We start from the raw sequence: 13,267 nt of genomic DNA on the forward strand, positions 1-13,267 counted from the left end.
TCGCATTGTGAACACAGATATGGCACAATTCGACCCGAGCCTTCCCCTCCGCCGACGATTGCCGGAGACGATCCGAGCATGCCGCTTGTCACCGTGAACGCCTCGCCGCCCACCGAAGACGGCCGCCAGTCCGACCGGGCCCTTCGCGTGCGCCGCGGCGTGCAGACGCTTCTGTTCGAGGCCGGTCTCGCCCTTGTGCCGGAGATGACGCTCGCCAATGGCCGGCGCGCGGATCTGGTCGGGCTGACGCGCGAGGGCGCGATCTGGATCGTCGAGATCAAGTCCTCGCCCGCCGATCTGCGTGCCGACCGCAAATGGCCCGACTATCGCGATTTCTGCGACAGGTTCTTCTTCGCCACCCTGCCCGACGTGCCGCAGGCGCTGTTTCCGGCCCAGTGCGGCTTCATCCGCGCCGATGCCCATGGCGCCGAGATCCTCGTCGAGGCGCCCGAGCATCGCCTGGCCGCTGCCCGGCGCAAGGCGATGACGCTGCGCTTTGCGCGCTTTGCCGCCGAACGGCTTCTGGCGGCCGAGTGGATGATGACGGGGTGAGCACGGGCGAACGCCCCCTTTTTCGTTCGCCCTATCTCGGCGCGCGTTTTGCCAGAATGCGCTGCAGCGTCCTGCGATGCATGTTCAACCGGCGCGCCGTCTCCGACACGTTGCGGTCGCACATCTCGTAGACGCGCTGGATGTGCTCCCAGCGCACCCGGTCCGCCGACATCGGATTTTCCGGCGGCGGCGGCGGCTGGTTTGGCGCCACGGTGAGCGCGTTGTACACATCGTCGGCATCGGCGGGCTTGGACAGGTAGTCGATCGCGCCCAGCTTGACCGCGTTGACGGCGGTGGCGATGTTGCCGTAGCCGGTCAGCACGATCGCGCGCGTGTCGTCGCGCTTGGCGTGCAGCGCCTTGATGACCTCGAGGCCGTTGCCGTCTTCGAGCCGCATGTCGACCACCGCATAGGCCGGTGGCGCCGCCTCGACCTTGGCCAGGCCCTCGGCGACCGATTCGGCCATCTCCACCACGAAGCCGCGGCTTTCCATGGCGCGGCCGAGCCGCCGCAGGAATGGCACGTCGTCGTCGACGACCAGCAGGGTCGGGTCCGGCCCGATGGCCGGCGCATCATGGTCTGCGATCTGTGTGTGTGTCATGAATCACCTGTTTTGTCTTCAACTACGCAGCTTCCGCCTCGATGGATGAGCGGGGCCAGTGTACCGAGATCTTGGCGCCGGTACCGGGCTGCGGCCCATTGGAAAAATGCAGCGTCGCGCCGCTGCGCTCGAGCAGCGTCTTGGCGATGAAGATGCCCAGGCCGAGCCCGGGCCCGCCCTTGCGGCTGCGCAGGGCGCCGCGCGCCATGCTGATATCGGGCTCGCCCAGCTTTTCGAGCTGGTCGGACGGGAACCCCGGTCCGTCGTCGACGATGTCGATCTCGACACGCTCCTGCGACCAGCCCAGCCGGATGGAGACCCGGTTGCGCGCAAAGTCGACGGCGTTCTCGACCAGGTTTCCCAATCCGTAGAGGATGCCCGGATTGCGCCGCATCACCGGTTCGGCCGAACCGTCGCCCTCATGCGTTGTGGCGATGTCCACGCCGAACTCGCGATGCGGATCGACCACTTCCTCGATCATCTCACGTAGCGAGAGCCGGGACATCAGCGCTTCGGACGTCGTGTTCAGCGTCGACAGCTGGCTCAGGATCTGCCGGCAGCGGTCGGCCTGCGCGCGCAGAAGGCGCACATCCTCCTTGAGCGGGTCGTCTTCGGTGGTGGCCCGGTCCATTTCCTTGGAGACGAGCGAGATCGTGGCCAGCGGCGTTCCCAGTTCGTGCGCCGCGGCCGCGGCGAGCCCGTCGAGCGCCGACAGGTGCTGCTCGCGCTGCAGCACCAGTTCGGTCGCCGACAGCGCGTCGGCCAGGCTGCGCGCCTCGTCTGCGACGCGATAGACGTAAAAGGCGGTGAAGGCGACCGACGAGATCACGGCGCCCCACATGCCGGCCACGAAGATGAACGGTATGTCGAGCGCAACGTCCGAATACCAGGGCAGCGGCAGGTGCGAGAAGACCAGAACGGTTGCCGCGGTGACCACGAGGAAACCCAGAGTGGCCGTGTAAAGGGCCGGCAGCGTTGCGGCGGAGATGATCACCGGCACGATCAGCAGCACCGAAAAGGGGTTCTCGAGCCCGCCGGTCAGGAACAACAGCGCGGCAAGCTGCATGATGTCGAATGCCAGGACGCCGAACACGCTCATCGGGTCGAGCCGCCGATTGGCCGGATAGATCCATGTCAGCACCAGATTGAGCGCCGCCGAAATGGCGATCAGCGCGAAACAGGCGACGACCGGAAACTGAAAGCCGAACCATGCGGCAACGAATGTGACGGCCGCGCTCTGGCCGAACACCGCGATCCAGCGCGTGTTGATCAGCGTCGACATGCGCAGCCGGCGCCGCTCGAAGCGCTCGGACTGGCCCACTTCCTGCTGCACGACCTGTTGATCCATGCCCGCTCATATGGCGCCCGGGGCTGCCGATTGCCAGATTTGAAGGTTTCTAATTTCGCCGTTTTGCCTGTCGTGTCGGCTCGGCATGGGCCGGGTCGTCCGGCCAGGCATGTTTGGGGTAGCGCCCGCGCATGGCCGCGCGCACATCCCTCCACGATCCCGCCCAGAAGGCGGGCAGGTCCGTGGTGCGCTGGATGGGCCGGTGAGCCGGCGAGAGTAGCTCGATGACCATCGGCACCGAGCCGCCGAGCACAGTCGGATGCGCCCTTATGCCGAACAGCTCCTGCACGCGGACCGACAGCACCGGCGCGGCGCCGTCTTCGGGATAGGCGAGCGGGACCTTCGAGCCGGTCGGCGCGGTGAAGTGGTGCGGTGCGAGGCGGTCGAGTTCGCCGTGCAGCGCGTGGTCGAGCCGGCTCAGCAGCGCCGCGCGCAGCGGGACATCGGCAAGGCCGGTCCTGCCGGCCAGAAACGGCGCCAGCCAGTGCTCGAGCGAGGCGATCAGCGCCGCCGCGCCCATCTCCGGCCAGGGCGCCCCGAGCCGCGCATGCAGCCAGGCGAGGCGTGCGCGCAGGTCGCTGCTCGACCTCTCCCAGGGCAGCGTGTCGAGGCCGTGCCGGCGCACCGCCTCGATCAGCGCCGTTGTCGTCTTCTCGCCCGCTTCGACCGGCCGGGGCGCCGCATCGAGCGTGATCGCGCCGAGCCGGCGGACCGCGCGCGCCGACAACGTGCCCGACGCAGGATCGAAGCGATGCTCGACCGCTTCGGCGATCCGGTCGCCAAGCCGCTCCTCGATCTGCGCGCGAGTGACCGCAGCCCCTGCGATCAACCGCGTATCGGCGCCCGCGCCGGCCACCTCGGCGCAGACGATGAAGTCCTCGGCGGCGAGCGGATCGGCCTGCTCGACCCTGACGCCGCGGCCGCCGGCCATCACGAAGCGTCCGGGCTGGCCGGGCCGCGCCCGCGCCACCCGGTCGGAAAACGCGCCCAGCAGCATCGCGCCGGCGCCGGACGCCGCCGCGCCACCATCGGACAGGTCGAGCCCGCCGGCGAGCCGCGCGGCAAGCTGGCGGCTTTGCCGGCCGCGCGGCGAGCGGTCGCTTTCGAAGGCGGCGAGCCGCCGGTCGAGATCGGTCGAGGCCCCGCCAAGGCCGCGCTCGGTGATCAGCACGGCCAGTCGCGCGCGCCGCACGGCATCGTCCCGGCCCGTGGCATCGGCCACCATCGCCGCCAGCGGCACCGGCAGCGCGATCGTGCGCAGTCTTTGCCCCTTTGCGGTCAGGGCGCCCCCGGCATCGATCGCACCAAGGCTTTCGAGCCTGGCGCGTGCTTTCATCAGGGCCGGTTCGGGCGGCGCATCGACGAAGCGCAGGGCGCGCGGGTCCTTGACGCCCCAGGCCAGGCAGTCGAGCACAAGTCTCGACAGGTCGGTCTGGGTGATCTCGGGCGGATCGAACGCGATCAGCGAGGCGGTCTGGCCCTCATGCCACAGGCGGAGCGCGACACCTTGCTGCGTGCGTCCGGCACGGCCGGCGCGCTGGTCGGCCGAAGCGCGGCTGACGCGCACGGTTTCGAGCCGCGTGATCGCCTGCCCCGGCTCGAACACCGGGCGCCGCGCCAGTCCCGAATCGATGACGACGCGCACGCCGTCGATCGTCACCGAGCTTTCGGCGATCGCGGTCGCGAGCACGATCTTGCGCCGGCCTGCCGCGGCCGGGGCGATCGCCCTGTCCTGATCGGCAATGTCCATCGCGCCGAACAGCGGCGCCAGATAGGCATCGGCCGGAAGGCGCGGTTCGAGCCGCTCGGCGGTCCGGCGGATTTCCGCCTGTCCGGGCAGAAAGGCGAGGATGCTGCCCTCCTCCTCGCGCAGCGCGGTGCGCACCGCTTCGGCCGTGGCGTCCTCGATGCGCAGGTCGGGCCGTCGCGGCCGATATCGGATCGCGACCGGATAGGACCGGCCGGCGCTTTCGATGACCGGCGCATCGTCCATGAGCGCGGCCACGCGCCCGCCATCGAGCGTGGCCGACATCACGACCAGCCGCAGATCGTCGCGCAGGCCGGCCTGCACGTCGAGCGCCAGCGCCAGCGAGAAGTCGGCATCGAGCGAGCGCTCGTGAAACTCGTCGAAGATCACCGCCGCGATGCCGGTCAGTTCGGGATCGTCGAGCAGCATGCGCGCGAAGACGCCTTCGGTCACCACCTCGATCCGGGTCTGCGCGCCGACCTTGCTGTCGAGCCGCATGCGGTACCCCACCGTTCCGCCCACCTGATCGCCGATCAGATGCGCCATGCGCCGGGCGGCGGCGCGCGCGGCAAGCCGTCGCGGTTCGAGCATGACGATCCGCTGGCCCGCCGCCCATTGGGCATCGAGCAGCGCGAGCGGCACAAGCGTCGTCTTGCCGGCGCCGGGCGGGGCGACGAGCACGGCGTTGGGCCTGTCGTCGAGTGCCGCGGCGAGATCGCCCAGCACGTCGACCACAGGCAGGCCCGTGGCCGCAAGGTCGATCACGCGCCGCTCCCTTCGCAGCCCTCGGGCGGGGCGACATGGATGGTCACGCCGCAGGCCGCGTCCGCATCGGCCTGATCGTGCGTGACCAGCAGCACCGGCAGCCGCATGGCGCGCGCGCGGTCGAAGACCAGCCGCCGGATCTGCGCGCGCAGGCCGGCATCGAGCTTGGAGAAGGGCTCGTCGAGCAGCATGAAGGCCGGCTCGGAGACGAGCACGCGGGCCAGCGCCACCCGCGCCTTCTGTCCGCCCGACAGCGTGTCCGGATCGCGGTCGAAGAAACCCGCAAGTCCGACATCGGCGAGCGCTTCGGCGGCCCGTTCCTTGCGTCTTGCGACCGGTCGCACATGCTGGGGCAGCGCGAAGACCAGGTTGCCGCCCACCGACATGTGCGGGAACAGGAGCGGATCCTGGAACAGGAGGCCGGCATGGCGGGCCTGCGGCGGCTCGTCGGTGATGTCGCGTCCGGCGCACCAGATGCGCCCGTGCGCCGTGAAGGCCGGGTCGAGAAACCCGCCGATGAACGCCAGCAGCGTCGACTTGCCCGATCCCGAGGGACCCATCACGGTGAGCACCTCGCCGGGCGCGATGGCATGGTCCGCCGCGACCAGCGGCCGACCGTCGAGCGTGATCCTGACATCGGCCAGGCGCAGGCCGGCGGCATCGCTCGTTGTGGACGGGGCGGCGGGAGTCACACGCCCCTGATCGCGCGGCGATTGCGGAAAAGCAAGGCGGGAACCAGGCCGGCAAGGACAAAGCCGATGAACGGCAGCATCATCTGCAGGAAGGCGTAGACGCCGATCACCCGGCGATTGCCGCCCGAGCCGAGCGCCACCGCTTCGGTGGTGATGGTGGGAAACCGGCCCGCGCCGACGAGCAGCGTCGGCAGGTACTGGCCGACCGACACGGCAAAGCCGACCGCGCTCGCCGCCAGCACGGCCCGTGTCAGCATGGGCAGTCGCACGCGCCAGAAGATGCGGCCGGTGGTCGCGCCGAGCGCGGCGGCGATCGCCTCGTATCGCCGGTCATAGGCGCGCCAGGGCGCCGACAGCGACAGGAAGACGTAAGGCAGCACGAAGATGACGTGCGCGCCGATCAGCGCCGCCCAGTTGGCGTCGGCATCGGCGGCCACGAGCAACAATTGCAGGCCGAACAGAAAGCCGATCTGCGGCACCAGCAGCGGCAGGTAGACGAGCGCCAGCGCCCGGTTGCCGCCCGTGCGGCCGGTCTCGTTCTCCCGCTGCAGGCAGGCGAGCGCGATGGCAAGCGAGATGGCGGTCGCCGCGACACCGACGATGATGGTGGTCGCGAGCGGGCCGGCCAGCACCGGCAGGCTCTGCTTCCAGCTGCGCAGCGACAGGTTCGCCGGCAGCGCATCGGGGAACTGCCACAGCCCCGAGACCGACCACAGCGCCAGGATCGCAAGGCCGCCGAAGACGAGCAGCGCCTGGACCGTCATCGCCGCGCCGGCGAGCATGCGCATGGCCCCGTCGCGCCGGAAACGGCGTCCGGTCTCGCACACGCGCTCGGCGAGTATGTGCATGGCCCTTTCCATCGCGACCCAGATAGCGATGGCCGTGGCGGTGACGCCGATCTGCAGCACCGCGCCTGCGCAGGCCATGAAGCGCATGGAAAGGTCGGGATCGTTCATCCAGCCAACGAGCCGCACCGGCAGCGTTTCCGGCGTGGTCGGGCCCAGGATGATGGCGACGTCGACATTGGCGCTCGCATAGGCGATCACCGCGAAGACGGCGAGGCGGATCTGCCGGTAGAGCGCCGGCCACACGGTGAACATGAAGCCGGCGAGCAGGCCATAGCCGAGCGACTGACTGAGTTCTTGCGCGCGCGTGGCGGGCACCTGCGGCAGCGCGGCGAGCGTCACCAGAAGCAGGAACGGCACTTCCTTGAGCACAAGCCCCGCGATCAGCGCGAGCCCGGCCGGATCGTTGACGATCAGCCAGTCCGGCGGGCGTTCCCAGCCCGTCGCCCATGGCGAGACCAGGCGCGCCAGATAGCCCGACGGCGCGATCATGAAGGCAAAGCCGAAGGCGGCCGCCGCGTGCGGGACGGCGAGCAGCGGCGAGACCAGATGCTGGATGAAAGCGAAGGCGCGCGTGCCATACCAGGCGCAGACGAACCCGGCCACGAGAACAAGCGAGACGGCGGTCGTCGCAAGGCCGATCAGCAGCGCCTGGATCGATGAACGCACAATGCCCGGTTGGGCCAGCAGTTCGGCGAAGGGCGCAAGGGTGAGGCGCGTGCCGCCGAGCGCCGGCAGGTAACCCAAGGCCGGCAGCACCGTGCCGAGCACGCCGAACGCCAGCGGCACCGCCAGGACGATCAGCGCGAGCGGCGGGGCAAGGCGAAGCATCAGCCGACCCGGCCGCAGGCGGCCGAACCGCAGGCGGCCGAACCGGAGGTGCCGTTGCCTCTCGCCTCTTGCGCCCACCGATCTGCGCTTTCCCGTCCTTCGGCCGGCTCAGCGTATTGGAAGGGGGGCATGAGCCTGCGCGCCTGTCGCACCGTCGCTGGTCCCGGGCGCACAAGTCGGCACCAAGGCGGCGGCGCCGGTGTCGCCCCTCCCACCGCGATGGGGGAGGGGCAAGGTCTGGAGCGGCTCATTGCGAAGAGACGCGAAGCGGGTGCGTCGGCGTGGCGTGGCGCCACCGGCTGGCTGTCAATTGCCCACCGCATAGCGCGCGGCCCATTTTTCCTCGATGCGCGTCATCCAGCTCGGATGCGGCTCTGCGAGCGACGGGCCGAGTTCGTCGGGGCGCAGCGTCGCGATGCCCAGATCGAGCGCCTCGAACCGCGCGCGGTCCTCCTCGGACAGCTTGTCCATGGCGAGCACGGTCGGATCGCCCCACACTTCCGGATCCTGCTTGCGCGCCTGCGCTTCCGGCGAGAGCAGGAGGTTCGCCGTCACCAGCGCGCCGGCCTTGGCGTTGGCGTTGTAGGGAATGGCGACGAAATGGGTGTTGGCGAGCGTGCCGCCCGAAAAGGTGAACGAGCGCACCGTCTCCGGCAGAAGCTGGTTGGCGATCGCGTTGGACGCTTCGGCCGGGTTGAAGGCGAAGGTGATGTCCAGTTCGCCGTCCGCCAGAAGCTGGCTCATGGACGGATAGTCCTTGGGAAAGGTGCGCGCGCTGCGCCACAAATGTGGATGCAGCGCATCGAGATAGTCGAAAAGGGGCTCGGTCACCGCCTCGAACTCGGCCTCGACCACCGGCGCCTGCAGGACGGACGGATCGTCCACGGTCTCGATCAGCACCTGCTTGAGAAAGCTCGACCCGACGAAATCGGGCGGCTGCGGATAGGAGAACCGGCCCGGATTGGCCCTGGCCCATTCCAGCAATTCGGCCGCGCCGTCGGGCAGGTCGGCGGCATCGGTGCGCGCGCTGTCGTGGAAGAACACCATCTTGGCCATGCCCCAGGGCGATTCGAGCCCGTCGGTCGGCACCGTGAAATCGACCGTGATCGTCGGCTTGGTCTCGTGGTCGACGAATGCCCAGTTGGGCAGTTTCGTCGTCCAGTCCGGCGCGAACAAGAGGCCCTGCCGCTTCATCGAGGCGAAGTTCTCGCCATTGATCCAGATCAGATCGATCGATCCGCCCTCGTCCCGACCGGCCGCCTTTTCGGCGACCACCGTCGACACCGCATTTGCCGTATCGTCGAGCTTGACGTGCACCAGATCGATGTCGTGACGCTCGGCGAGCCGGTCGCCGATCCAGTCGATATAGGCGTTGATCTGGGTCGAGCCGCCCCAGGCGTTGAAATAGACCTTTTGCCCTTCGGCCGCGGCGAGCACCGCCTCCCAGTCGGCCGGGTCGGGCGTCTCGGCAAGGGCGGGGAAGGCGGCCGCAGCGAGGCTGGCGGTCAGGGCGATGGTGCACGAAAGCGGCTTCAAGGCTCGGTCTCCGGAAGGTTCCACGGTACGGCAAACATCACGCAGGCCGGCAAAAGGTCAACAAACCGATGCTCAAACCGGCTCACATTGCGGTGAGACCTGCGTCAGCGCCGCCTCGGCTGCTTTTTCCGGCCGGCGCCGGCCAGGCTCAGTCCTTCTGGCTGATGGCGATCCTGCGCACCTGCCGCTCGGGCTGCGGCCGGTCCAGGTCGATCATCAGCAGGCCGTTTTCCAGTTGCGCCCCGATCACCCGCATGCCGTCGGCGAGCACGAAGGCGCGCTGGAACTGGCGCGCGGCGATGCCGCGATGCAGGTATTGCCGGTCCGGCTGGTCCTCTTCGGCGCGCTGGCCGCGAATGATCAGCTGGCTGTCCTCGGTGGTGATCTCCAGATCGTCGATGCCGAAGCCGGCCACCGCCAGCGTGATGCGCACGATGGCGCGATCCTCGGCCGCGATGCGCTCGATATTGTAGGGCGGGTAGCCGTCGCCCGATTTGGCGACGCGTTCGAGCGACTTCTCGATGGCTTCGAACCCCACGAGCAGCGGGCTCGACAGCGTGGTCGTGCGTGTCATGGCCGTCATGTCCTTTTGCAAAGCAACGGCGATCGAAACATTTCGCTTGCATTTCGACCGCGGCCCGGCGAACCCGGACGGCATTCGCCTGTCGCGGTTTATGCCGTCCGGGCGGGCGTTTTTCAAGGAAATCCGGGGATCAGACCATGTCAGACAGGCGCGCCATCATCATCGACACCGATCCGGGCCAGGACGACGCGATCGCGATCCTGTTGGCGCTGGCGAGCCCGGAACTTGAAATCCTCGGCATCACCACGGTGGCCGGCAACGTGCCGCTCGAACTGACCACGAAGAACGCGCGCAAGATCTGCGAACTGGCCGGCAGGCCCGAAACGCCGGTCCATGCCGGCGCCTCGCGACCGCTGATGCGCCGTCTCGTCACCGCCGAGCACGTGCACGGCAAGACCGGCCTGGACGGGCCCGACCTGCCCGAGCCGACCATGCCCGTCCAGCCGCAAAACGCGGTCGACTTCATCATCGATACGGTCCGCGCCCATCCCGACGGCCATGTCACGCTGTGCCCGCTCGGCCCGCTGACCAATATCGCGCTGGCGCTGATCAAGGCGCCCGACATCGCGCCGAAGATCGCCCGCATCGTGCTGATGGGCGGCGGCTTCTTCGAGGGCGGCAACACCACGCCGGCGGCCGAATTCAACATCTATGTCGACCCGCACGCCGCCCATACGGTCTTCACCGCGGGCGTGCCGATCGTCATGGCGCCGCTCGATGTCACCCACAAGGCGCTGACGAGCAATGCCCGGCTGGACGCGCTGCGCGCCAAGGGCACGCCGGTCTGCGATGCGGCCGCCGCGCTGCTCGACTTCTTCGACCGCTATGACGAGGAGAAATACGGCACCGATGGCGGGCCGCTGCACGATCCGTGCGTGATCGCCTATTTGCTGCGGCCGGAACTGTTCTCGGGCCGCGACTGCCATGTGGCGATCGAGACCGGCTCGGAACTGACCATGGGCATGACGGTCGTCGACTGGTGGCGCGTGACGAAAAAGCCCGCCAACGCCAATGTGCTGCGCGAGATCGACGCGACCGGCTTCTTCGACCTGATCGTCGAGCGCCTGGCGCGGCTGTGACCGGTTTGCCGGCGCCGGCCTGTCGGCTTGGTTCGTGTTGACAGTGATGGAGCGAGCGCGTATGCGACGATCCGATTTCGTGCCCAGATGGCGGAATTGGTAGACGCGCTGGCTTCAGGTGCCAGTGGCCGCAAGGCCGTGGAGGTTCGAGTCCTCTTCTGGGCACCACCCATCCTCCTCATCGCTGCTCTTGGACGCGTTCAGCACCACAGCCTCGTCCGGCAGGCTGGGCGGAAGGTGCGCGATCGGCGCGGTCGGTGCCAGCGCGCTGATCCACATGGAGTGGGCCAAGTTCTCGGCCGAAAACCCCTCTCGATCGCAAAGGTGGAGCGAAAAAGTCCGGATCGTCCCTGCGGTCTTTCGGGGTGAAGCCGCCATTGCTGCCCGGCAGACCGGTCCTCTCCCCGGTCCCGTTGATCGCGGCGGCAAGGCCTCGATGGCCACCGGTGACCGGTACGGTTCTTTGCGCTTGGGACATGGAAGGCCTTTCAGAACGATTTGATGAGAACGACGCCCGCGACCATCAGCGACAAACCCGCGGCGCGGCCGAGGCCAAGCGTCTGTTGCGGGTTGCCGAAGGCGCCGAAGTGATCGAGCGCAAGGGCCATGCAGAGCTGGCCGACAAGAATCAGCCCGGTCGTCACCCCGACGCCGAGGCGTGGCGTGATGATGACGATGGCCACGATATAGGCGGTCGCGATCAGCCCGCCGAGCCATACGGTCTTCGGCGCCGCCATGAGCGTTCCGACGCTCGGCAAGGTCGGCCGCGTGATCACGACCATCGCGGCCAGCACGAGGGCGCCGATCAGGAACACGATCAGCGATGCGGTGAAGGCATTGCGTGTCACCCCGCCCAGCTGACCGTTGAAGACCAGTTGCAACGGAACGAGCGCGCCGGTGGCGAAGGCGGCAAGAATCAGCGCCCATTGCGTCATGCCCACGACTCCGACCGCCCTCAGGAGAGCGCCGCGACGATCTCGCGGGCCGCCGCGCCGGCCGAGACCTGCTGCTGGCCGGTAATGAGATTGCCATCCCGGATCGCATGCTCCTCGAGCGGGCCGGCGACCTCAAATCGGGTCTCGGCGATCTTGCGTGCTTCCGTCTCGATCCAGAAGGGCTGGATCTTCTGGCCGACCGCCTGTTCGACATAGGCTTCCTCGGAATCCGCGAAGCCGGTCCAGCGCTTTCCCTTCACCAGCAGGTCGCCGGTCGACAGGCGGGTCTTCAGAAGAATGCAGGTGCCGTGGCAGACGGCGGCGGTCACCTTGCCGGCCTCATAGAATTCGGCCACGAAACGATGCACGCGCTCGTCGTCGATCATGGTCACCATCGGGCCCTGCCCCCCGACAACGAAGAGGGCATCGTAGTCGTCGGGGCGCACGTCTGCGAGCGCCGGCGTGTTGTCGAGGCGTTGCATCTTGGCCGGATCGTTCTTGAAGGCGAGCGAGATCGTGTCCTGCACCGAGTAGCCGCTTTCGTCCTCGGGGTCGGAGTAGCCGTCCGCCTCCAGCTTGCCGCCGTCGGGCGACACGATGTCGATCCGGTAGCCGGCCTGCTCGAAGACCGCGTAGGCATGGGACAGTTCGGCCCACCAAAAGCCGATCGGCCAGCCCGTGACCGGCGAGGTGGCGGGGTTCGAGACGATCATCAGGATCCTTCGGGGATTGCTCATTGTCTCTCCTGGGCGCTGAAGGGGCGGGAATGTCGTCGGCGAAGAGTTGGACCAGCACTGATATGAATGCTAACGAATTCGCCTCATGTCTGACTTGAACGAGACTAAAATCCGGCGGCTGGATTTCATGCTTCTGCTCGTCCTGCGCGAGGGCGTGCGTCGTCGGAAGCTGTCCGACGTCGCCGCTGCGCTGGGCGTGACGCAGACCGCGATCAGCCATTCGGTGGCGCGGCTTCGCGACGTCTTCGATGACGAACTGTTCATCCGTCGCCCGCACGGCGTGGAGCCGACGACACGGGCCATTCAACTGGCGCGGATCGCCGAACAGGTGATCGAGGCGGCAGAGACGATGCTGGCAAACCCGGCACCGTTCAATCCGGCGACGGAACACCGGGAACTGCGGATCTGCGCGCTCGACTTCGAGGTCACGCTACTATCCGGTGTGATCGAGCGGCTGCATCAGGAGGCCCCGGGCCTGCGGTTCCTGTTCAAGGGCATGGGCCGCGACGCGGCGGTGGCCGCGCTTGAACGCGACGAGGCCGACCTGTGGATCGGATTTGCAAGACAGCTACCGGGAAGCCTTCAGACAAGACACCTGGTCGATGAGACCTACAAAGTGATTGCCCGGTCCGATCACCCAAGGATCGCGGCGGGCGGCCCCGTCACGCTGAACACCTACTGCGCCGAGCACCATGTCGTTGCCGCGCCCGGTGGCACGACGGGCGGCATCGTCGACAGCGCCCTGCGGGCAAGGGGCCGCACGCGTACCGTCGCGGTAACGACGACGGGGTTTCTTACCGCCCTTGACCTCGTGTCCCGGACCGAGCTGATCGCGACGGTCCCTGCCAGCCTCGCCATGGCGCACGCAACGAACTTCCGGCTGCTTGTGGTCGATCCGCCGGTCACGCCGCGGCCATTCAACGTCTCGGCCGTCTGGCACAAGCGCGCCAGCGGCGATGCCGTGATCGCCTGGGTCGTCGCGAGGATGTGCGAAGCGACGATGTGAGCAGCCAGTG

12 protein-coding genes and 1 tRNA gene are annotated in these 13,267 nt (G+C 68.3%); 4 read left to right on the top strand and 9 right to left on the bottom strand.

The features are described from left to right. Positions 1 to 78 precede the first annotated feature (78 nt). Positions 79 to 552 carry an MmcB family DNA repair protein gene (locus RBB34_RS01150; protein WP_306117338.1) on the top strand — a complete coding sequence of 158 codons (474 nt, stop codon included), beginning with the start codon at positions 79 to 81 and terminating at the stop codon, positions 550 to 552. A gap of 31 nt (positions 553 to 583) precedes the next feature. Here the strand turns inward: RBB34_RS01150 and RBB34_RS01155 are convergent, their stop codons facing one another. The 7 genes from RBB34_RS01155 to RBB34_RS01185 all read right to left on the bottom strand — a co-directional run bounded on the left by RBB34_RS01155 (position 584) and on the right by RBB34_RS01185 (position 9,491). Next, positions 584 to 1,153, bottom strand: coding sequence for an ActR/PrrA/RegA family redox response regulator transcription factor (locus tag RBB34_RS01155; protein WP_306117339.1), 570 nt, complete (start codon positions 1,151 to 1,153; stop codon positions 584 to 586). Between the two features lie 22 nt (positions 1,154 to 1,175). Further along, positions 1,176 to 2,501: an ActS/PrrB/RegB family redox-sensitive histidine kinase gene (locus RBB34_RS01160; RefSeq protein ID WP_306117340.1), complete on the bottom strand. Its 1,326-nt coding sequence runs from the start codon at positions 2,499 to 2,501 to the stop codon at positions 1,176 to 1,178. Positions 2,502 to 2,550: 49 nt separating this feature from the next. Further along, positions 2,551 to 5,013, bottom strand: coding sequence for an ATP-dependent helicase HrpB (gene hrpB, locus RBB34_RS01165; RefSeq protein ID WP_306117341.1), 2,463 nt, complete (start codon positions 5,011 to 5,013; stop codon positions 2,551 to 2,553). Beyond that, positions 5,010 to 5,705 carry an ATP-binding cassette domain-containing protein gene (locus tag RBB34_RS01170; protein WP_306117342.1) on the bottom strand — a complete coding sequence of 232 codons (696 nt, stop codon included), beginning with the start codon at positions 5,703 to 5,705 and terminating at the stop codon, positions 5,010 to 5,012. The genes hrpB and RBB34_RS01170 overlap by 4 nt, the downstream gene beginning before the upstream one ends. After that, positions 5,702 to 7,381, bottom strand: coding sequence for an ABC transporter permease (locus RBB34_RS01175; protein ID WP_306117343.1), 1,680 nt, complete (start codon positions 7,379 to 7,381; stop codon positions 5,702 to 5,704). The genes RBB34_RS01170 and RBB34_RS01175 overlap by 4 nt, the downstream gene beginning before the upstream one ends. Positions 7,382 to 7,687: 306 nt before the next feature. Next, a complete protein-coding gene (locus RBB34_RS01180) occupies positions 7,688 to 8,890 on the bottom strand; it encodes an ABC transporter substrate-binding protein (RefSeq protein ID WP_306117470.1) in 1,203 nt (400 codons plus the stop codon). Positions 8,891 to 9,065: 175 nt separating this feature from the next. Further along, positions 9,066 to 9,491: an Hsp20 family protein gene (locus RBB34_RS01185; protein ID WP_306117344.1), complete on the bottom strand. Its 426-nt coding sequence runs from the start codon at positions 9,489 to 9,491 to the stop codon at positions 9,066 to 9,068. A 146-nt stretch (positions 9,492 to 9,637) separates the two neighbouring features. Between RBB34_RS01185 and RBB34_RS01190 the strand changes: the two genes are divergently transcribed. Both RBB34_RS01190 and RBB34_RS01195 read left to right on the top strand, forming a co-directional pair. Then, positions 9,638 to 10,579, top strand: coding sequence for a nucleoside hydrolase (locus tag RBB34_RS01190; RefSeq protein WP_306117345.1), 942 nt, complete (start codon positions 9,638 to 9,640; stop codon positions 10,577 to 10,579). An 81-nt stretch (positions 10,580 to 10,660) separates the two neighbouring features. Further along, positions 10,661 to 10,747 (top strand) — tRNA-Leu (locus RBB34_RS01195). Between the two features lie 320 nt (positions 10,748 to 11,067). Here RBB34_RS01195 and RBB34_RS01200 read toward each other — a convergent pair. Both RBB34_RS01200 and RBB34_RS01205 read right to left on the bottom strand, forming a co-directional pair. Continuing rightward, the gene (locus tag RBB34_RS01200) at positions 11,068 to 11,514 is read right to left on the bottom strand and encodes a DMT family transporter (RefSeq protein ID WP_306117471.1); all 447 of its coding nucleotides are present in this window, start codon (positions 11,512 to 11,514) and stop codon (positions 11,068 to 11,070) included. Positions 11,515 to 11,534: 20 nt separating this feature from the next. After that, positions 11,535 to 12,251, bottom strand: a complete 717-nt coding sequence (locus RBB34_RS01205; RefSeq protein ID WP_306117346.1) for a type 1 glutamine amidotransferase domain-containing protein — start codon at positions 12,249 to 12,251, stop codon at positions 11,535 to 11,537. Between the two features lie 85 nt (positions 12,252 to 12,336). On the opposite strand from RBB34_RS01205, the gene RBB34_RS01210 reads away from it, so the two are divergent. After that, positions 12,337 to 13,257, top strand: a complete 921-nt coding sequence (locus tag RBB34_RS01210; protein ID WP_306117347.1) for a LysR family transcriptional regulator — start codon at positions 12,337 to 12,339, stop codon at positions 13,255 to 13,257. The last annotated feature ends 10 nt before the right edge of the window (positions 13,258 to 13,267 follow it).

This window comes from Roseitalea sp. MMSF_3546, from assembly GCF_030732865.1.
Classification (GTDB): Bacteria; Pseudomonadota; Alphaproteobacteria; order Rhizobiales; family Rhizobiaceae; genus Roseitalea.

What these genes read in the sequence shown, in the direction of transcription:
- RBB34_RS01150 (WP_306117338.1), top strand. Translation starts at nt 79, where the DNA reads ATGCCGCTTGTCACCGTGAACGCCTCGCCGCCCACCGAAGACGGCCGC.
- RBB34_RS01155 (WP_306117339.1), bottom strand. Translation starts at nt 1,153, where the DNA reads ATGACACACACACAGATCGCAGACCATGATGCGCCGGCCATCGGGCCG.
- RBB34_RS01160 (WP_306117340.1), bottom strand. Translation starts at nt 2,501, where the DNA reads ATGGATCAACAGGTCGTGCAGCAGGAAGTGGGCCAGTCCGAGCGCTTC.
- RBB34_RS01175 (WP_306117343.1), bottom strand. Translation starts at nt 7,381, where the DNA reads ATGCTTCGCCTTGCCCCGCCGCTCGCGCTGATCGTCCTGGCGGTGCCG.
- RBB34_RS01185 (WP_306117344.1), bottom strand. Translation starts at nt 9,491, where the DNA reads ATGACACGCACGACCACGCTGTCGAGCCCGCTGCTCGTGGGGTTCGAA.
- RBB34_RS01190 (WP_306117345.1), top strand. Translation starts at nt 9,638, where the DNA reads ATGTCAGACAGGCGCGCCATCATCATCGACACCGATCCGGGCCAGGAC.
- RBB34_RS01200 (WP_306117471.1), bottom strand. Translation starts at nt 11,514, where the DNA reads ATGACGCAATGGGCGCTGATTCTTGCCGCCTTCGCCACCGGCGCGCTC.
- RBB34_RS01205 (WP_306117346.1), bottom strand. Translation starts at nt 12,251, where the DNA reads ATGAGCAATCCCCGAAGGATCCTGATGATCGTCTCGAACCCCGCCACC.
- RBB34_RS01210 (WP_306117347.1), top strand. Translation starts at nt 12,337, where the DNA reads ATGTCTGACTTGAACGAGACTAAAATCCGGCGGCTGGATTTCATGCTT.